Source organism: Streptomyces sp. NPDC048637 (genome assembly GCF_040650675.1).
GTDB lineage: Bacteria > Actinomycetota > Actinomycetes > Streptomycetales > Streptomycetaceae > Streptomyces.
Window position 1 is genome coordinate 49,683 of record NZ_JBEZHQ010000045.1, and the last position, 18,344, is coordinate 68,026.

The 18,344-nt window shown below is 70.9% G+C and carries 16 protein-coding genes; 6 read left to right on the forward strand and 10 right to left on the reverse strand.

Annotation, left to right across the window (positions count from 1 at the left end):
• Positions 1-23: 23 nt before the first annotated feature.
• Positions 24-1,118 (reverse strand): mechanosensitive ion channel domain-containing protein, encoded by a 1,095-nt coding sequence (locus tag AB0C46_RS35350; RefSeq protein WP_362833048.1) that lies wholly within the window; start codon positions 1,116-1,118, stop codon positions 24-26.
• A gap of 104 nt (positions 1,119-1,222) precedes the next feature.
• Here AB0C46_RS35350 and AB0C46_RS35355 point away from each other — a divergent pair, with 104 nt between their 5' ends.
• Positions 1,223-1,834, forward strand: coding sequence for a dienelactone hydrolase family protein (locus tag AB0C46_RS35355; RefSeq protein ID WP_362833049.1), 612 nt, complete (start codon positions 1,223-1,225; stop codon positions 1,832-1,834).
• A 34-nt stretch (positions 1,835-1,868) separates the two neighbouring features.
• Here the strand turns inward: AB0C46_RS35355 and AB0C46_RS35360 are convergent, their stop codons facing one another.
• The 6 genes from AB0C46_RS35360 to AB0C46_RS35385 form a co-directional block, all read right to left on the reverse strand.
• Entirely contained in the window at positions 1,869-3,512 is a 1,644-nt protein-coding gene (locus AB0C46_RS35360) for an alkaline phosphatase D family protein (protein WP_362833031.1), read from the reverse strand.
• Between the two features lie 90 nt (positions 3,513-3,602).
• Positions 3,603-4,544: a thioredoxin domain-containing protein gene (locus tag AB0C46_RS35365; protein ID WP_362833032.1), complete on the reverse strand. Its 942-nt coding sequence runs from the start codon at positions 4,542-4,544 to the stop codon at positions 3,603-3,605.
• 44 nt (positions 4,545-4,588) lie between these two features.
• Positions 4,589-5,299 carry a hypothetical protein gene (locus AB0C46_RS35370; protein ID WP_362833034.1) on the reverse strand — a complete coding sequence of 237 codons (711 nt, stop codon included), beginning with the start codon at positions 5,297-5,299 and terminating at the stop codon, positions 4,589-4,591.
• A 114-nt stretch (positions 5,300-5,413) separates the two neighbouring features.
• Positions 5,414-6,220 (reverse strand): thioredoxin domain-containing protein, encoded by an 807-nt coding sequence (locus AB0C46_RS35375; protein WP_362833035.1) that lies wholly within the window; start codon positions 6,218-6,220, stop codon positions 5,414-5,416.
• 50 nt (positions 6,221-6,270) lie between these two features.
• Positions 6,271-6,927 carry a hypothetical protein gene (locus tag AB0C46_RS35380; protein WP_362833036.1) on the reverse strand — a complete coding sequence of 219 codons (657 nt, stop codon included), beginning with the start codon at positions 6,925-6,927 and terminating at the stop codon, positions 6,271-6,273.
• A 105-nt stretch (positions 6,928-7,032) separates the two neighbouring features.
• A complete protein-coding gene (locus AB0C46_RS35385; protein WP_362833037.1) occupies positions 7,033-8,397 on the reverse strand; it encodes a DUF2252 domain-containing protein in 1,365 nt (454 codons plus the stop codon).
• Between the two features lie 217 nt (positions 8,398-8,614).
• Between AB0C46_RS35385 and dnaE the strand changes: the two genes are divergently transcribed.
• Positions 8,615-12,166, forward strand: a complete 3,552-nt coding sequence (gene dnaE, locus AB0C46_RS35390) for a DNA polymerase III subunit alpha (RefSeq protein WP_362833039.1) — start codon at positions 8,615-8,617, stop codon at positions 12,164-12,166.
• A gap of 82 nt (positions 12,167-12,248) precedes the next feature.
• Here the strand turns inward: dnaE and AB0C46_RS35395 are convergent, their stop codons facing one another.
• Positions 12,249-12,425 carry a hypothetical protein gene (locus AB0C46_RS35395; RefSeq protein ID WP_362833040.1) on the reverse strand — a complete coding sequence of 59 codons (177 nt, stop codon included), beginning with the start codon at positions 12,423-12,425 and terminating at the stop codon, positions 12,249-12,251.
• A gap of 273 nt (positions 12,426-12,698) precedes the next feature.
• Here AB0C46_RS35395 and AB0C46_RS35400 point away from each other — a divergent pair, with 273 nt between their 5' ends.
• The 4 genes from AB0C46_RS35400 (at position 12,699) to AB0C46_RS35415 (ending at position 16,747) form a co-directional block, all read left to right on the forward strand.
• Positions 12,699-14,000 (forward strand): NYN domain-containing protein, encoded by a 1,302-nt coding sequence (locus tag AB0C46_RS35400; protein ID WP_362833042.1) that lies wholly within the window; start codon positions 12,699-12,701, stop codon positions 13,998-14,000.
• Between the two features lie 161 nt (positions 14,001-14,161).
• Positions 14,162-15,094 carry an ABC transporter ATP-binding protein gene (locus AB0C46_RS35405; protein WP_362833050.1) on the forward strand — a complete coding sequence of 311 codons (933 nt, stop codon included), beginning with the start codon at positions 14,162-14,164 and terminating at the stop codon, positions 15,092-15,094.
• A 79-nt stretch (positions 15,095-15,173) separates the two neighbouring features.
• The gene (locus AB0C46_RS35410; RefSeq protein WP_362833052.1) at positions 15,174-15,980 is read left to right on the forward strand and encodes an ABC transporter permease; all 807 of its coding nucleotides are present in this window, start codon (positions 15,174-15,176) and stop codon (positions 15,978-15,980) included.
• Between the two features lie 68 nt (positions 15,981-16,048).
• Positions 16,049-16,747, forward strand: coding sequence for an ABC transporter permease (locus tag AB0C46_RS35415; protein WP_362833043.1), 699 nt, complete (start codon positions 16,049-16,051; stop codon positions 16,745-16,747).
• Between the two features lie 50 nt (positions 16,748-16,797).
• Here the strand turns inward: AB0C46_RS35415 and ybaK are convergent, their stop codons facing one another.
• Positions 16,798-17,292 (reverse strand): Cys-tRNA(Pro) deacylase, encoded by a 495-nt coding sequence (gene ybaK / locus AB0C46_RS35420; protein WP_362833044.1) that lies wholly within the window; start codon positions 17,290-17,292, stop codon positions 16,798-16,800.
• Positions 17,293-17,327: 35 nt separating this feature from the next.
• Entirely contained in the window at positions 17,328-18,074 is a 747-nt protein-coding gene (locus AB0C46_RS35425; protein WP_362833045.1) for an LON peptidase substrate-binding domain-containing protein, read from the reverse strand.
• Positions 18,075-18,344: the final 270 nt, after the last annotated feature.

The following is an 18,344-nucleotide window of genomic DNA, read 5'->3' on the forward strand; positions in this document are numbered from 1 at the left end:
GTGCGGGCGGGCGGCCGCGCCCCTCAGTCCTTCGACAGTCGCCGGGCGTCCGGCGACTCGCCGTGGCGGGCCTCCGGGACCCCGGGCGGGGCGGGCGCGGTGCTGATCCGCGGCAGCGCATAGGCGTGCTCGGTCCGCAGCCACTCCAGCATCCGCTCCCGGACCTCGCAGCGCACGGTCCAGAGGGTGTCCGCGTCCCGGGCGGTGACCAGCGCCCGCACCACGATCGTGGACGGGGTGGTGTCGGTGACCACCAGGTTCCAGGACCTGCCGTCCCAGTCCGGGCACTCCTGGAGGATTTCGAGCAGCTGCTGGCGCATCTTCTCCACCGGCGCGCTGTGGTCGAGATGGAAGAGGACCGTGCCGGTCATCTGCGCCCCGCCGCGCGACCAGTTCTCGAACGGCTTGCCGGTGAAGTACGACACCGGCATGGTGATCCGGCGCTCGTCCCAGGTCCGTACGGTCAGCGAGGTCAGTGTGATCTCCTCGACGGTGCCCCACTCGCCGTCCACGACGACGGTGTCCCCGATGCGCACCATGTCACCGAACGCGATCTGCAGCCCCGCGAAGAGGTTGCCGAGGGTGGACTGGGCGGCTATACCGGCGACGATGCCGAGCAGCCCGGCCGACGCCAGCATGGACGTGCCGACCGCCCGCATCTCCGGGAACGTCAGCAGCATCGAGGCGGCCGCGACGACGATCACCACGGCGGTCACCACCCGCTGGATCAGCGTCACCTGGGTCCGCACCCGCCGCACCCGCGCCGCGTCCCGGCCGCTGGCCGCATAGCGCGAGTACGACGACTCGACGATCGCCGCCGCGGCCCGGACCACCAGCCAGGCGGTGGCCGCGATCAGGACCAGGGTCAGCGCCCGGGCGATGCCCGCCTCATGGTTCTCGGCGATCTTCAGCCGGGTCTCGTCGTACGAGCCGCGCAACAGGGCCGTGCACAGTGCCACTTGCAGCGGTATCCGGCAGCGGCGCAGCAGCCCCCACAAGGGCGTCTCCGGGTGGGCGGCGTCGATCCGGCGCAGGGCGCGGTCGGTGAGCCAGACCAGGATGAGGGTGAGGACGATCGAGCCGCCGACGACGACGATCGGACGCAGCACGGCCTCCAGGGACACGGTGTTCCTCCTCGCTGTGGTGCGTGCGGTGTGCTCCTGCCGGTCCTGTCGACCGTAGCTGGCACGATGGGGCAGTGCGATCCAACTCCAGGGAAGTGATGTCAGTGCCGGCCTCCACCGAGTCCTCGACCAGCGGACTTTCGACGATTGTGCTGTTTCATTCGGTGTGCGGGCTGCGACCCGCGGTGCATGCCGCGGCCGACCGGCTGCGGGCCGCCGGACACGAGGTGATCGTCCCCGATCTGTTCGACGGCCGGACCGCCGACTCGGTACCGGACGGCATTCTCATCAAGGACGAGATCGGCAAGGAGGAGCTGCTCAAGCGGGCCATCACGGCCGTGGCGCCGTACTCCGACCGCGGGCTGGTCTACGCCGGCTTCTCCTTCGGCGGCTCGGTCGCCCAGAACCTCGCACTGGGCGATGAGAAGACCCGCGGGCTGCTCCTGCTGCACGGCACCTCGGACATCGCGGAGGACACTGTCGCCGACGAGCTGCCGGTGCAGCTGCATGTCGCCGACCCGGACCCGTACGAGCCGCACGACTGGCTGAACGCCTGGTATCTCCAGATGCGCCGGGCCGGCGCGGACGTAGAGGTCTTCCGCTACGCCGGCGCCGGCCACCTCTTCACCGATCCCGAGCTGCCCGACTACGACGCAGAGGCCGCGGAGCGCGCCTGGAAGGTGGCGCTGGGCTTCCTCGCCGGCCTGTGATCCGGGAAGCCGGCGAGGCCCGGGACATGCTCGGCTAGCCGGCCGGCTGGTCCGCCCGCTCCATCTGCTGGGTGCCGGACCGGGTGCGGTACGAGCGCAGCAGCGCGCTGGTGGCCTGCGGATCGGTCTTGTCGGAGATCCCGAAGTAGTCCATCTGCGTACGCTCGGCGCTGACGTCCAGGACCCCGTAGCCGTGGGAGTCCATGTCCAGCCACTTCACGTGCCGGTTGGCGGCCTTCAGGGCGGCGACACCGGCCAGCGAGATCGTGTGCGGGGCGACATGCAGGAAGTCGTCCACGTTGTCGGAGGTGACGGAGGTGACCACGAACTCCGTCGCCACCGCGCGGTCGGCGGGGTACGTCGCCGCCTGCAGCGGCACCTCGTTGGCCCAGGCCATGTGGATGTCACCGGTCAGGAAGACGGTGTTGTCGATACCGCGGTCGCTGAGGTGGCTCAGCAGCTCGCGCCGGTCATCGGTGTAGCCGTCCCACTGGTCGGTGTTGATCGCCAGACCCTCCTTGGGTATCCCGAGGATCTCGGCGAGCGGGCCGAGCAGCTTCGCGGGGACGGCGCCGAAGGCGACCTGCGACATCATCACCGAGGTGCCGACCAGCCGCCAGGCGGTGTCGGAGCGTTCGAGGCCGGCCTTGAGCCAGTCCAGCTGGGCCCGCCCGGTGAGCGTACGGCTCGGGTCGTCGACCGCGCCGCTGCCCGGCTTGGCCTGCTCGTCGCGGAACGACCGCAGATCCAGCAGGTGCAGATCGGCGAGGGTGCCGAAGCGCAGCCTGCGGTAGGTGGTGCCGGCGATCGAGGGGCGCACCGGCATCCACTCGAAGTACGCCTGCTTCGCGGCGGCCATCCGCGCGGACCAGGAGCCCTCGCTGTCCGGCGTGTGGTTCGTGGCACCGCCCTTCCAGGCGTTGTCGGCGAACTCGTGGTCGTCCCAGATGGCGATGACCGGGTGCGTGGCGTGCATGGCCAGCGCGTCCGGGTCGGTCTTGTGGACGCCGTGCCGGATGCGGTAATCGGCGAGCGTCAGCAGCTCGTGGGCGGGGGAGTGCGGGCGGACGACGTACTTGAACTCCGGGTACTCGCCGGACTTGTACTCGTAGAGGTAGTCGCCGAGATGCAGCACCGCGTCCAGGTCGGTACGGGCGGCCAGGTGCCGGTACGGGGAGAAGTAGCCGGACTCCCAGTTGGCGCAGGAGACCACGCCGAAGCGGACGTTGCCGGCGGTGGTGTCGTGGGCCGGGGTGGTGCGGGTCCGGCCGACGGGGGAGTGCTGCCCGTCGACGGTGAAGCGGTAGTAGTAGGGGGTGGCGGGCTGCAGGCCGCGGACGTCCGCCTTGACGGTGTGGTCGGCGGCGGCCGAGGCGGTCAGGCTCCCCCGGGCGACGACGGACGCGAAGTCCTTGTCGGCCGCCACCTGCCAGCTCACCTTGGTGGCCGGCCCCCGGCCGGAGCCGGGGGTGGCCGCCGGGGTCGGCGTGACCCTGGTCCACAGCAGGACACCGTCCGGGAGCGGGTCACCGGAGGCGACTCCGTGCTGGAAGAACCGGGCCTGGTCCGGGGACTCTTGGGCGTGCGCCGTGGCGGCGCCGGCGAACGGCAGAAGTGCGGCGGTGGCGGCTACGGCCGTGACGGCAGTGCGGCGCGAGATCTGGTCATGATCGGTCACGGCCGCTCACCCTACTGGTCGGTAAGTGGCCCCGGGAGGGCAAATTCACGGGAACTCCGAGAATTCGCCCACCCGTTGTCCGAAAGGTACTCAGCGAGTGCCCGAGGGGTCCTTTTCGCCCTCGCGAATGCCGTTCGAACCGTCTTCGTCCTTACTGCCGTCCTTGCCCGGGTCCGGCTTCCCGGATCCCTTCGCCGGGCCGAACTCCTGGTCGATCATCTTCTTGAAGTTGGTCTGCGCGAGCTGGTTGTACTGCTGCTGCGTCATCTGCTGCTGAGGGACCTGGGGAATCGTCAGCTTCTTGTCGCCGTGCATGAAGGTGGGCGTGCCCCGGACGCCCTTACGGCCGAACAGTGCGGTCATGTCCATCGCCCAGCGGTCGTAGGTGCCCTTCTTCACCGCCGTCTCGAACGCCTTGTTGTTCTTCAGCTCCGGCACCGCGGAGGCGACCTTGAGCAGCTCGGCGTCCTTGCCGTAGGTGTCCACCTGCTCTTCGGGGTGGTACTTGGTGGAGTACAGCGCCGTCTTGTACTTCAAGAACGCCTCCGGGCTGACGTTCAGGGCCGCGCCGAGCGCGCTCAGCGCGTTCTTCGAGCCCTCGCCGCCGGCCGGAGAGTCGTCGATGAAGGTGTACATGGTGAAGCGGACCTGGTAGCGGCCGTCCTTGATGTCCTTGAGCAGCGCCTCGCCGGTGCTCTGCTCGAAGGACGCGCACGACGGGCAGCGGATGTCCTCGAAGACCTCCAGGGTCTCCTTGGCGTTCTTGTCACCTATCAGGATCTCGGTGCCGTTCTTGCCCTGGGTGTTCGCGGGCGCGACGGGCTTGGCCTCCTTGGCGGCCTCCCAGCCCTTGGGCTCGTTGGCCTTCATCACCAGGAAGCCGGCGCCGCCGGCCACCACCAGGACTCCGGCGAGGGCCCCGGCCACGACGAGTTGACGGCGCAGCTTCTCCTTCTTCTTCTGGCGCTCGCGCTCGGCCCGGATGCGTTCGCGGGCCGCGGCCTTGTTGGCCTGGTTGTTGCGGTTGCTCATGGGGGGTTCCGTCCCTCAGGGGTGTCGTGACTGCTGCGGACTGGTCAGGCGGCGGCCGGCCGGGGAGGGCCGCGGCGCCGAACGCAGTGCACGAGGAGGGGGAGCGGACGGGCCGGCGGCAGCGGGTGCAGCGGGCGGATCTGCCGGCGGGGCGGGGCGAAGACGGTGGTGACCACCGCGACCGCGGTCAGCAGCGGGCGGCAGGCGCCGGCCGCGGCGGCCCGCAGCAGGGCGTCCAGGGCGGCGTCACCGCGGTGCAGCCAGCCGGCGGCGAGCAGGCCGACGGCGACATGGGCGGCGAGCAGCAGCCAGGGCGCTGCCGTCGGCACCGGCGGCAGCGGGGTGCCCGTATGGGCCGCGATTCTGGCGAGCGGAGTGCCCAACTCGCCGCCCCCGCACAGCAGATCGACGCCGACCGAGCGCAGAGGGCCGGTGACCGGGCCGCCGGCCCCGCCGTAACAGGTGTGCTGTCCGGCGGTGAAGACGGTGTCGGCGGCCAGCTCCAGCGGCACCAGCAGCGCCGCGATCCGGCCGTAGCCACGCTCCCGTCCGGTCAGCGCATAGGCCGCGGCGAAGACGCCGGCGCAGATCGCGACGACCGACGCGGGCGGCAGCGGGGCCTGGGAGAGCAGGACATGGGAGCCCGCGGACAAGGTGGTGCACAGCGCGGTGAACAACGCCGCCCGCACCGCCCTGAGCTGGACCCCCGGCGCGGCCGCCGGGCGGGTCCCGGGACGTCCTCCCGTCGCCTGCACGGTCGGGAGTCTGCCATGTGCGCGGCACCGGGGCGGGTCAAGATTTGGCATCGGCCGGCGTGCACGGAGCACGCCGGCCGAAGAAGGCAGCACGGAGGCCGGCCTTCGCCTACATCACTTCTTCAGTTCCTTGTTCACCAGGGAGTTGAAGGCGGCCGGGCTGGACGGTGCCGCCTTGCCCTGTGGGCCGTCCGTGCCCAGCACCGTGCCGTTCAGCTTGATCGTCGGGGTGCTCTTGACGTCCTTGACGGAGTTGAAGGCCTCGGACACCTCCAGCGCCCAGCGGTCGTACGTGCCCGACTTGACGGCCTTCTGGAAGGCGGCGTTCCCCTTGAGTGCGGGGACAGTGTCGGCGACCTTGATCAGGTAGCTGTCGTCGGCGAACTTGTCCGGCCCGGTCTCCTCCGGGTGGAACTCCTTCGAGAACAGCGCGTACTTGTACTTCAGGAAGGCGTCCGGGCTGACGTTGAGGGAAGCGCCCAGCGCGTTCAGCGCGTTCTTGGAACCGGTGCCCTGGAGGTTGCCGTCGAGGAACGTGCCCAGGTGGTAGGACGCCTTGTACTTGCCGTCCTTGATGTCCTTCTCGACCGTGGCGCCGACGGCCTGCTCGAAGGAGGCGCAGCCGGGGCAGCGCGGGTCCTCGAAGAGGTCCAGGGTGTTCTTGGCCTCGGGCTTGCCGACGACGATCGTGGTGCCCTTGGCGCCGCTGGTGTTGGCGGGCTTGACCAGCGGGCCGTCCCCGTCGTCGCCCATGTTGGCGACGGCCACCGCGATACCGCCGGCTATCGCCAGGACGCCGACGATCGCGCCGCCGACGATCAGCTGCCGGCGGAGCCGGTCCTTCTTCGCCTGCCGCTCGCGCTCGGCGCGCAGCCGCTCGCGGGCTGCCTGCTTGTTGGCCTGGTTGTTGCGGTTGCTCATGACTGTTCCTGCTCCGGGAGGATCCGTGGGACGGGTGTGTGTGCTGTGGCCTACGCGGCGAGCGCGCAGGGCGGCCCACGGCGCACGACACAGTGCACGAGCAGGGGCACGGTGCGGGCGGGATGCCCGGACCGTACGGGAGCGGGCGCCGGGCGGCGCGGGGCGGTGGCGCCGATGACCGCGACGGCGAGGAGCAGCGGGCGGAAGGCGAAGCCGGCCACCGCGCCCAGCAGCCGGCCCAGCGCGGCCTCACCGCGGCGCAGCCAGCCCGCGGCCAGCAGCCCGATGGCCAGATGCACCGCGAGCAGGACGAGCCAGCTGCTCACCGGCCCGGCCTGGTCCTGGGGCAGCCGGGTCAGCGGTGCACCGACCGGGTCGCCGCCGCACAGCAGATCCACGCCGAGCGAGCGCAGCGGGCCGGCGACCGGGCCGCCGGCCGCCCCGTAACAGGTGTGCTGACCGAGGCTGAAGACCAGATCGGCGGTGAGCTCCAGGGGGACCAGCAGCGCGGCGATGCGCCAGTAGCCGCGCTCCCGGCCGGCCAGCGCATAGGCGAGGGCGAACACGGTGGCGCTGAGCACGGCGACGGTGGTCAGCGGCAGCGGCATACGGGACAGCAGCACATGGGACGCCGAGGACAGCGTGACGCACAGCGCTGTGAAGAGCGCCGCGCGCAGTGCCCGCAGGTGTGCTGCCGAAATGTCCATCGCAGCCGAGTGTGCCATGGGCGGGGATAAGCGGCGGCTAAGGGGGCCCGAAGCCGTACGCACCGGACGATACGGGGCGTACGGCACGCCTCGGGTCCGTGGCCTCTACAGGCCGGGGATCCGGCCGTTGCGGAAGAGGTCCACGAAGACCTGGTGGTCGGCGCGGGCGCGGGCGCCGTAGGAGTGCGCGAAGTCCACCAGCAGCGACGCGAAGCCCTCCTCGTCGGCCGCGATGGCCGCGTCGATGGCGCGCTCCGTCGAGAACGGGACCAGGGAGTGGCCGCTCTCGTCGTCCGCGGCGGCGTGCATGGTCGCGGTGGCCCGGCCCAGGTCGGCCACCACCGCCGCGATCTCCTCCGGGTCGTCGATGTCGGACCAGTCCAGGTCGACCGCGTACGGCGAGATCTCGGCGACCAGCTGGCCGGCGCCGTCGAGTTCGGTCCAGCCCAGCCACGGGTCGGCGTGGTCCTGCAGGGCGCGCTGCGAGATCACCGTGCGGTGGCCCTCGTGCTGGAAATAGCCGCGGACCTCGGGGTCGGTGATGTGCCGGGAGACGGCCGGGGTCTGCGCCTGCTTCATGTAGATCACGACATCGTTCTCCAGGGCGTCGCTGTTGCCCTCGAGCAGGATGTTGTACGACGGCAGACCGGCCGAGCCGATGCCGATGCCGCGCCGGCCCACCACGTCCTTGACGCGGTAGGAGTCCGGGCGGTCCAGGCTCGACTCCGGCAGCGTCTCCAGATAGCCGTCGAAGGCGGCGAGGACCTTGTAGCGGGTCGCCGCGTCCAGCTCGACGCTGCCGCCGCCCGCCGCGAAGCGCCGCTCGAAGTCGCGGATCTCCGTCATCGAGTCCAGCAGCCCGAACCGGGTCAGCGAGCGGGCGTCGCGCAGCGCGTCCAGCAGCGGGCCCTCGGCGGTGTCCAGCGAGAAGGGCGGCAGCTCGTCCCGGTCGGAGCCCTTCGTCCCGGAGGCCAGCGCGTGGATACGCTCCCGGTAGGCGGCCGCGTAGGTGCGCACCAGGTCGGTGATCTGCTTGTCACTGAGCGCCTTGGCGTAGCCGATCAGCGCGACCGAGGCGGCGAAGCGCTTGAGGTCCCAGGTGAACGGGCCGACGTACGCCTCGTCGAAGTCGTTGACGTTGAAGATCAGCCGGCCCGTGGCGTCCATGTACGTGCCGAAATTCTCGGCGTGCAGATCGCCGTGGATCCACACCCGGGCGGTCCGCTCGTCCAGATACGGGCCGCTGTCCTTGCCGTCGCCGTCCTGTGCGGCGTACGCCTCCAGGTCCCGGTAGAACAGACAGGCCGTGCCCCGGTAGAAGGCGAACGCGGAGGCGGCCATCTTCCGGAATTTCACACGGAAGGCTGCGGGGTCGGCGGCGAGCAGCTCCCCGAAGGCGGTGTCGAAAACGGCGAGGATCTCCTCGCCGCGCTGCGCGGCGTCCTGCGCCGGGGCGTGCTGGGACGGCATCGCTGGGTGCCTCCTGAGGTGCGGAACGGTACGGGTATCCGTGACAGATCCCCCGGCGGTGGCCGGGAGCGGATCTGTCACTGACAACGCGCGAGGCTACTCGTCGGTGCCCGCCGATTGTCAGTGGGGAGCCGTAGACTTCGAGACCACCATCCGCCCCTCCCGGCCCTCGCTGGGGAGGCGCCCCCACCGACCGTTTTCCCGGAGGTCCTCCGCCGTGGCAGCCCCGTCCAGGCCCCCCTTCACGCACCTGCATGTCCACACCCAGTACTCACTGCTGGACGGTGCGGCGCGGCTGTCGGACATGTTCAAGGCGTGCAACGAGATGGACATGACGCATATCGCCATGTCCGACCACGGCAACCTCCACGGCGCCTACGACTTCTTCCACTCGGCGAAGAAGGCCGGGGTGACGCCGATCATCGGCATCGAGGCCTATGTGGCGCCGGAGTCGCGGCGCAACAAGCGCAAGATCCAGTGGGGCCAGCCGCACCAGAAGCGCGATGACGTCTCCGGTTCCGGTGGTTATACGCACAAGACGATCTGGGCGGCGAACAAGACCGGTCTGCACAACCTCTTCCGGCTGTCCTCGGACGCGTACGCCGAGGGCTGGCTGACGAAGTGGCCGCGGATGGACAAGGAGACCATCGCCCAGTGGTCCGAGGGCCTGATCGCCTCGACCGGCTGCCCCTCCGGTGAGCTGCAGACGCGCCTGCGGCTCGGCCAGTTCGACGAGGCGCTGAAGGCCGCGTCCGAGTACCAGGACATCTTCGGCAAGGACCGGTATTTTCTGGAGCTGATGGACCACGGCATCGAGATCGAACGCCGGGTCCGCGACGGCCTGCTGGAGGTCGGCAAGAAGCTCGGTATCCCGCCGCTGGTCACCAACGACTCGCACTACACCTACGCTCACGAGTCCACGGCCCACGACGCCCTGCTGTGCATCCAGACCGGCAAGAACCTCTCCGACCCGGACCGCTTCCGCTTCGACGGCACCGGCTACTACCTCAAGTCCACGGACGAGATGTACGCCATCGACTCCTCGGACGCCTGGCAGGAGGGCTGCGCCAACACCTTCCTGGTGGCCGAGCAGATCGACACCGACGGGATGTTCGAGAAGCGCGACCTGATGCCGAAGTTCGACATCCCGGAGGGCTTCACGGAGGTCACCTGGTTCCAGGAGGAGGTCCGGGTCGGCATGCAGCGCCGTTTCCCGGGCGGGGTCCCCGAGGACCGGCAGAAGCAGGCCGAGTACGAGATGGACATCATCATCCAGATGGGGTTCCCCGGCTACTTCCTCGTCGTCGCCGACTTCATCATGTGGGCCAAGAACAACGGCATCGCGGTCGGCCCCGGCCGAGGCTCCGCGGCCGGTTCGATCGTGGCGTACGCCATGGGCATCACCGACCTCGACCCGATCACGCACGGACTGATCTTCGAGCGGTTCCTCAACCCCGAGCGTGTCTCCATGCCCGATGTCGACATCGACTTCGACGAGCGCAGGCGCGTCGAAGTCATCCGGTATGTCACGGAAAAGTACGGCGCCGACAAGGTCGCCATGATCGGCACCTACGGCAAGATCAAGGCCAAGAACGCCATCAAGGACTCCGCGCGGGTCCTTGGCTATCCGTACGCCATGGGCGACCGCCTCACCAAGGCGATGCCCGCGGACGTCCTCGGCAAGGGCATCGACCTCAGCGGCATCACCGACCCCAAGCACCCGCGCTACAGCGAGGCGGGCGAGATCCGGGGGATGTACGAGAGCGAACCGGACGTGAAGAAGGTCATCGACACCGCCAAGGGCGTCGAGGGCCTGGTCCGGCAGATGGGTGTGCACGCGGCCGGCGTGATCATGTCCAGCGAGCCCATCGTCGACCACGCCCCGGTCTGGGTCCGGCACACCGACAACGTCACCATCACGCAGTGGGACTACCCCCAGTGCGAGTCGCTCGGCCTGCTGAAGATGGACTTCCTGGGCCTGCGCAACCTCACCATCATGGACGACGCCGTCAAGATGGTGCGGAAGAACAAGGGCGTCGAGCTGGAGATGCTCACCGTCCCGCTGGACGACCCCAAGACCTACGAGATGCTCTGCCGCGGTGACACGCTCGGTGTCTTCCAGTTCGACGGCGGCCCGATGCGCTCGCTGCTGCGGCTGATGAAGCCCGACAACTTCGAGGACATTTCCGCCGTCTCGGCCCTGTACCGTCCCGGCCCGATGGGCATGGACTCGCACACCAACTACGCGCTGCGCAAGAACGGCCTCCAGGAGATCACCCCGATCCACCCGGAGCTGGAGGAGCCCCTCAAGGAGGTCCTCGGCCTCACCCACGGCCTCATCGTGTACCAGGAGCAGGTGCAGAAGGCCGCCCAGATCATCGCCGGGTACTCCCTCGGCGAGGCCGACATCCTCCGCCGCGTCATGGGCAAGAAGAAGCCCGAGGAGCTGGCGAAGAACTTCGTGCTCTTCCAGGAGGGCGCAAAGAAGAAGGGCTTCTCCGACCAGGCCATCCAGGCGCTGTGGGACGTCCTGGTCCCGTTCGCCGGCTACGCCTTCAACAAGGCGCACTCCTCCGCGTACGGCCTGGTCACCTACTGGACCGCCTACCTCAAGGCCAACTACCCCGCCGAGTACATGTCCGCGCTGCTGACCTCCGTGCGCGACGACAAGGACAAGTCGGCGGTCTATCTGAACGAGTGCCGGCGCATGGGCATCAAGGTGCTGCCGCCCAACGTCAACGAGTCGGAGGCGAACTTCGCCGCCCAGGGCGACGATGTGATCCTCTTCGGCCTCACGGCGGTCCGTAACGTCGGCCAGAACGTCGTCGATTCGATCATCCGCTGCCGCAAGGCGAAGGGGAAGTACTCCTCTTTCCCCGACTACCTCGACAAGGTCGACGCGGTCGTCTGCAACAAGCGCACCACCGAATCACTGATCAAGGCCGGCGCCTTCGACGAGATGGGCCACACCCGCAAGGGGCTGACGGCCCACTATGAGCCGATGATCGACAACGTCGTCCAGGTCAAGCGCAAGGAGGCCGAGGGGCAGTTCGACCTCTTCGGCGGGATGGGCGACGACAGCGCCGACGAGGGGCCGGGCTTCGGGCTGGACATCGAGTTCTCCGACGTCGAGTGGGACAAGACCTATCTCCTCGCCCAGGAGCGCGAGATGCTCGGTCTCTACGTCTCCGACCACCCGCTCTTCGGTCTGGAACACGTGCTGTCCGACAAGGCCGACGCCGCCATCGCCCAGCTGACCGGTGGCGACTACTCGGACGGGTCGATCGTCACCATCGGCGGCATCATCTCCGGCCTGCAGCGCAAGATGACCAAGCAGGGCAACGCCTGGGCCATCGCCACCGTCGAGGACCTGGCCGGCTCCATCGACTGCATGTTCTTCCCGGCCACCTACCAGCTGGTGTCCACCCAACTCGTTGAGGACACCGTGGTCTTCGTCAAGGGCCGCCTCGACAAGCGGGAGGACATCCCGCGGCTGGTGGCCATGGAGATGATGGTCCCCGACCTCTCGGAGGCCGGCACCAACGCCCCCGTGACGATCACCATTCCGACGGTCAAGGTCACCCCGCCGATGGTCGAGAAGCTCGGCGAGGTGCTCAGCAGTCACCGCGGCTCCACGGAGGTGCGGATCAAGCTGCAGGGGGCGCGCAAGACGACCGTGCTCCGGCTGGACCGGCACCGGGTCACGCCCGACCCGTCGCTGTTCGGCGATCTGAAGGTGCTGCTCGGCCCGTCCTGTCTGGCGGGCTGAGCGGCCGGCCCCGGAGGGGCCGCGGTTACCCCGAGGGGCGCGCCCGTTGTGGACGCGCCCCTCAACTTCCGTGCGGCATAGATCAGTTGTGACCGAAGCGCCGCTGGTGCTTACGTGCAACATCCGCCGGGCTGCCCTGCGCCTGTGACCGCGCCTGGGACTGTGCCTCCAAGCTCGCCTTCTGGGCCTCCTGCTGGCCGCGCTCGGCCGGGGAGGCCTTCTGCTGCTGACTGCGGTCCTGCTTCTTGTCCTTGGCCATGATCTTGCCTCCTGAAGGGGGAATCCGGGATCTGGGCCGGAACCAGACTTACATGGCGGACAGACGCCTGCATTTCGGGCAATTACCGTGCGTTATATGGTTGATCACGCACCGTGCTCGACGTCCCCGCTGAATCCGCCACGCCGATGATCGAGTTCGGGCAGATAACGCCCGCACGGTCGGGCAGACTCGAAGGAAAGCCGAAGAAACTCGTGCCATGGGCCGAGCCGGGGGGCGACCGGACTTTCAGCACCTCAGGGAAGAGGGTGGAACGTGGATCGCTGCGTCGTCCTGGTGGACGCCGGGTATTTGCTCGGTGCCGCCGCGAGTCTGCTCGCCGGAGAGCCCGCACGTTCCCGGATCACCGTCGACCATGCCGCCCTGATCCAGGGGATGCGCCAGCGCGCCGAGGCGGAGACCGAACGCCCGCTGCTGCGGATCTACTGGTTCGACGGCGCCCCCGACCGCGTCCCGCAGCCCGAGCACCGCAGGCTGCGGGTGATGCCCCGGGTCACCGTCCGGCTGGGTGCCCTGACCCGCAGTGACGGCCGCTGGGCGCAGAAGGGCGTGGACGCCGCCATGCACGCCGAGCTGACCGAACTCGCCCGTAACCGCGCCTGCTCCGACATCGTGCTGGTCACCGGTGACGGCGATCTGCTGCCCGGTCTGATGTCGGCGAAGGAGCACGGTGTCGCCGTCCACCTGTGGGCCGTCCAGGCCGCGGACGGCGACTACAACCAGTCCGAGGACCTGGTCGCCGAGGCCGATGAGCGGCGGGTGCTGGACCGCAGCTGGATCACCCGCGCGGTACGCGCCAAGGAACTCGGCGGCCCCTGCGCCCCGCCGCCCGTACCCCGCCCCGAGATCGCCGCGATCCTCTCCGCGCCGCTGCCCGAGTCCGCGGTAGCGGCCGCGGCCGCCGCGGCGGCAGCAGCGGCCGGACCGGAGTCCGCCGAGCACACCCATGACCACAACGGCGCCAATGGCGTCTCCCGACCGGCGGCCGGCACCGAGAGCGGGACGGCCGCCGGCGGCGAGCCCGGCGCCGCCGGCTCCAAGGTCGTGCCCACCCCCAAGGACCTGGCCGGACTCGGCCGGGCCCACGCCGCGGGCCAGCAGCCCGCCGGTACGGGCGGGCCGGCACCCGCGGCGGGCGCCACCCTGCGCTGGTCCTCCGACAAAGGATGGGTCGAGCGCGGCGGACCGGCCGGTGAGCCGGACGGGACCGCCGCCCTGCCGACCCTCGCCCAGCTCACCAGCGCCGAGCAGCGCTGGGCCGACCGCGAGGAGGACATCACCGCCGTCAGCGGCGACCCCTTCGAGGTCGGCCAGGTCTTCGCCCGCCGCTGGACCGACCGGCTCTCCGAGGCCGCGCATCTCCAGCAGCTGTCCACCGAGTACCCGCGCATCCCGCACCGGATCGACGGTGAACTGCTGCGCTACGCCGCCCGCTTCGGGCTGCTCGCCCACAAGGACGACCAGATCGACGAGCACGACCGCTATGCGATCCGGGCCGGTTTCTGGCGCGAGGTCGATCTGCGGACGGCCGCCGAGCACGCCCCGGCAGGGGACTGACGTCCCGGAATGCCCCGGTTCCGGCTCGCCCGCCGGAGCCCCGCGGGCCGGAGGCGGGCCGGGGACGCGTACCCTCATAGCTCGTGAGGACGGGCGCAAAACAGGTGGAGCGCGGAGTGCCGGTGTGCGCCGTGCGGGACCTGGTCAAGACATACCCCGCGATGCGCGGGCGCCGCGGGGCGGCGCAGGCGCCCGCCGTACGGGCCAACGACGGCATCACCCTGGATGTGCACCGCGGAGAGATCTTCGGGCTGCTCGGCCCCAACGGCGCCGGCAAGTCCACCCTGGTGCGCCAGCTCACCGGACTGCTGCGCCCCGACTCCGGCGGTATCTCCGTACTGGGCCATGACCTGGTGCGCCACCCGGAGCGGGCCGCCCGGCTGCTCGGCTACCTGGGACAGGAGTCCACCGCCCTGGACGAGATGACCGTCGCGCTGGCCGTGGAGACCACCGGCCGGCTGCGCGGCCTCGGTGCCCGCGAGGCGCGCGCCGAGCGGGACGCGGTGATCGACGAGCTGGGCCTCGCGGACCTCACCGGACGGGCGCTGAAGAAGCTGTCCGGCGGACAGCGCCGGCTGGCCTGCTTCGCCACCGCGCTGATCGGCGAGCGGCCGCTGCTGGTGCTGGACGAGCCCACCACCGGTATGGACCCGGTCGCGCGGCGCGCCGTATGGGCCGCGGTGGACCGGCGCCGGGCCGAGCGCGGTGTCACGGTGGTGCTGGTGACCCACAACGTCCTGGAGGCCGAGAGCGTGCTCGACCGGGTCGCGGTGATCGACCGCGGCCGGGTCATCGCCTGTGACACGCCCGGCGGGCTGAAGGAAATGGTGAGCGACGAGGTGCGGCTGGAGCTGGTGTGGCGCGACCGCCCGCCGCTGGACGTGCCGGAGGTCGCCGCCCTCGAAGCCGCCGCACACGCCTCCGGCCGCCGCTGGACCCTCCGCCTCCCCGCCGACCGGGCCCGCTCCGCCGTCGCCGCCGTCACCGCGGGCCCCGCCTTCGCCGCCCTCGACGACTTCACCCTCGCCACGCCGAGCCTGGAAGATGTGTACCTGGCCCTTGGCGGCCGGGCCGAGGGGTTGGTCAAGGCGTGAACGGGGACCGCTCCGGCGGACGTATGAACTACCACGGGGGCAGCGAGGAAGGCGTGATGACAGCGTGAGTGTGGTTCCCGTGCAGGCGGTGGCCGGGGCGGCCCCGGCCACCGGGGCGCGAGACGAGGAGGCCGCTCCGCTGGCGCCGCGCGCCCGTCTGGTGCCCGCGCTGGTCGCCGTCTACCGTGCCCAGCTGTCCCGGGCCCGGGTCGCTCGGATCCCGCTGCTGTTCGTCGCGACCTTCCAGTCCATCGGGATCATGGTCCTGCTGCGCGGTGTGGTCGACGGCGGCGAACCGGCGCGGTCGGTGGTGTCCGGCTCCAGCGTGCTGGTCGTCGCCTTCGTGGCGCTCAACCTTCTCGCCCAGTACTTCGGCCAGCTGCGGGCCGGCGGCGGGCTCGACCACTACGCGACGCTGCCGGTACCGCCGGCCGCCGTGGTGCTCGGCGCCGCCGCCGCGTACGCCTCGTTCACCGTGCCGGGGACGGTGGTCACCGCGGTCACCGGCTGTGTGCTCTTCCAGCTGCCGATGACCCATCTGTGGGTGCTGGCCGCGGTGCTCCCGCTCGCCGGGGCGGCGCTGGCCGGCCTCGGCGCGGCCCTCGGCCTGCTCGCCCCGCGCCAGGAACTCGCCACGCTCTGCGGACAGTTGGGGATGTCGGCGGCGCTGCTGCTGGGCGTCCTGCCGGCCGAGCGGATGCCCGGGGTGATCGGCTGGGCCCGTGATCTGCTGCCCTCGACCTATGGCGTGGAGGCGCTGGCGCGCAGCTTCGACCCGCACCCGGACTGGGTCGCGGTCGGCGCCGACCTGGGCGTCTGCGCGGCCGTCGGGGTGCTCTCGCTGGCCGTCGCCACCTGGGCCTACCGCCGGGCGGCGACCCGATGAGCGGTCCCACCACACCGAACGGGCGTCCTGCTTCCGGTCCCACCAGCCCCACCTGGCACGATGACGGTGTGACCGCACCGCTGACGCCCCGCGACAACCAACCGCCCGAAGAGCCCCGGAACCCCGAGGCCGCGCCCGCAGCCGATCACGGCGGTCCCGTCGGCCCCGAGCTGGCCCGTGAGCTGCGCGAGGGCGCGCTGATCGCGCTCCTGGTCGCGGTGACCGGTGTGCTGCTCGGCCTGCTGTGGAACTGGCTCGCGCCGCATGTCCCGCTGATCGCGGACACCCGCAACGTCTACCTCAAGAACACCGAGGGCGAGGAGTCCATCGGCGCGGACGGCACCTTCCTCCTGCTGGCCTTCGGCTTCGGTGTGCTCACCACCGCCGCGGTCTTCCTCTTCCGCCGGCGGGGCGGGATGCCGCTGGTCGTGGCGCTGGTCGTGGGCGGGCTGCTCGGTGCGGCGCTGGGCTGGCTGACCGGAATGTGGCTGGGCCCCTCGCCGGACGTGGCCGCGCACGCCAGGGACGTCGGCCCCGGCGTGGCCTTCGACGGCCCGCTGCGGCTGCAGGCCAAGGGCGCCCTGCTGGCCTGGCCGATCGGGGCGATGCTCACCCAGCTGGTGCTGTCCGCGCTGTTCGGGCCGCCCGACCCGGAGCCGGAGGTGCCGTACTGGCTCCAGGGGCAGCAGGAACAGCAGGAACAGCAGCCGGAGGTGCCGCAGTGGCTCCGGGAGAACCACGAGCAGCGGCCGCCCTCCGAGGGCTGAGCCACCCGGACCTTCGGGGCGGCCGGCCCACCGGCCGCCCCGCCGTACGTTCAGCCGCGGGCGATCGGCGCGAGGTGCGCCCCCGTGAGCGCCACCAGATCCTCGGGCGACAGCTCGACCTCCAGCCCGCGCCGCCCCGCCGAGACACAGACCGTCGGCCGGCCCTCGGCCGAGGCGTCCACGACGGTGCGCAGCCGCTTGCGCTGTCCCAGCGGTGAGATGCCGCCCCGGACGTAGCCCGTGCTGCGCTCGGCCGCCGCCGGATCGGCCATGGTGGCCCGCTTGCCGCCCACCGCGGCCGCCAGCGCCTTGAGGTCCAGGGACCCCGACACCGGGACCACGGCGACCGTCAGGGCGCCGTCGACCTCCGCCAGCAGGGTCTTGAACACCTGGTCGGGCGCGACACCGAGGGCCTCGGCGGCCTCCTCGCCGTACGACGGGGCGGCCGGGTCGTGCTCGTAGGAGTGCGTGGTGAACGGGACGCCGGCCGCGGTGAGGGCGACCGTCGCAGGGGTGCCGACGGACTTCTTGGACTTCTTCGCCAACGTCTTCGCGCCTCGGGTCGGTGGGGGCCGGTCGTTCAGTTGGGGCTGGTCGGCTGCCGGGTCAGATCCACGGCCGGCAGCGACGGGAGCTTACCGAGCAGCGCCGACTCCTGGCGAAGCAGTTTCAGCTCCTGCGCCAGCCGGGCCGCGGTGTCCGGCGCCTCCAGCAGCCGCTGCTTGGCGGGCACGTCCAGCACGGCCGCGGCGGCGACGAGGTACGACAGCACGGACGGGTCGGCCGGCAGGTCCTGCCCGCTCGACAGGGTCCGCTCGTTCGCCCAGGCCAGCCGCTTCTGATAGGTACGGAACGCCCGCACGACGCCGGAGGCGAGCGCGCCGGCGCCCTCTCCCTCGCCGTCCTCCAGCTCCTCCAGCTCACCGGTCAGATACGGCCCCGAGGCATCCACGGACAGCAGCCGGAAGCGGGTCGTGCCGGTGGCGAGGACCTCGTAGCCGGTGTCGTCGTCGGACGACTTCTCCCGGATGGTGGCCGCGTCGGCGATACAGCCCACGGCGTGGAACGCCTGCATCGGGTCGTCGCCGAAGCCCGCCGCGGGACCGTCCGAGGCCGGCACGGTGTTGTCCGGCATGCCCTGCGCGGTGGCGGCGACCTCCCGGCCGTCCCGGATCGCGATCACCGCGAAGCGGCGGTCGTCCTCGGGCACTGCACTCAGGTCCCGCATCATGGCCCGGTACCGCGCCTCGAAGACGTTCAGCGGGAGCACGAGTCCCGGGAACAGCACCGAGTTCAGCGGGAAGAGCGGTAGGCGCACGGAGGTCACAGCCCGTAAGCCTAGACGCTGCGCTCGGCTGTGCTCCCACGTGGTCGGGAATCCCCGTCGTGGTGGTTGTGTTTCCGTCGCGGGGCTTCCTGTGCGTTGTCGGCTTTCCCGCCGTGGGGTTGTTCGCTGTTGCTCCCCCACTGTCTGAAGGGCGTGGGAGGTACCCCCACGCGGCGGGCGGGGTCCGCTGCGCGGGGCTGTCGGGGTGCGGTGACGGGCCGGAGGGGCAGGGGTGCGGGACTGCTTCGCTTTACGTCCCGCACCCCTGCC